The sequence below is a fragment of the Sphaerisporangium melleum genome (assembly GCF_014646695.1).
GTDB lineage: Bacteria > Actinomycetota > Actinomycetes > Streptosporangiales > Streptosporangiaceae > Sphaerisporangium > Sphaerisporangium melleum.
Window position 1 is genome coordinate 1 of record NZ_BMNT01000147.1, and the last position, 787, is coordinate 787.

At 65.6% G+C, this 787-nt stretch carries 1 protein-coding gene; it reads right to left on the bottom strand.

The window, feature by feature from the left end; genetic code table 11:
• Positions 1-787: carbohydrate ABC transporter permease (locus tag IEY93_RS37565; RefSeq protein WP_189167897.1), on the bottom strand; the 787-nt coding region annotated here is incomplete at both ends.

Sequence of the window (787 nt, forward strand, 5' to 3'; positions counted from 1 at the left end):
ACGGCGCCGGCGGTCATTCCGGCGGCGACGTAGCGCTGGGCGATGATGAGGAGTGCGGCGGCGGGGATGGAGGCGACGACGGCGGTGGCCATGATGGCGTTCCATTGCTGGTTGTTGTTGCCGATGTAGTGGTAGATGCCCAGGGTGATGGGCTGGTGGTCTCCGCCTTGGTCGAGGGTGCTGGCGAAGATGAAGTCCGACCAGGCCCATAGGAAGGCGAACAGGGAGACGGTGATGAGGGAGTTGCGGCTGACGGGCAGGACGATGGAGGTGAAGGTGCGGATGGTTCCTGCGCCGTCGACGCGGGCGGCGTGCAGGAGTTCGTCGGGGATGCCGGTCATGAAGGCGGTGAGGATGAGGACGGCGAAGGGGATGGCGAGGGTGGAGTCGGCGATGATGAGGCCGGGGATGGTGTTGAGGATGCCGGTGGTGAGGTAGATGGCGTAGAAGCCCATGGCCATGATGATTCCGGGGATCATCTGGGCGACCAGGAGGATGAAGCCGAGGGTGGTGCCGCCGCGGGGGTGGAGTTTGGCCAGGGAGTAGGCGGCGGGTGCGGCGATGGTCAGGGTGAGGGCGACGGTGCCGATGCCGATGATGAGGCTGGTGCCCAGGTAGGGGAGTTGCTGGGTCAGGACGGCGTGGTAGCCCTCCAGGGTGCCGTTGAGGGGGAGCCAGTTGGGTGGGGTTTTGCGCATGTCCTGTTCGCGGGTCAGGGACACGTTGATCATCCAGTAGACCGGGAACAGCATGATCGCGGTCAGCACCAGCCCCACGGCGGTCTTCA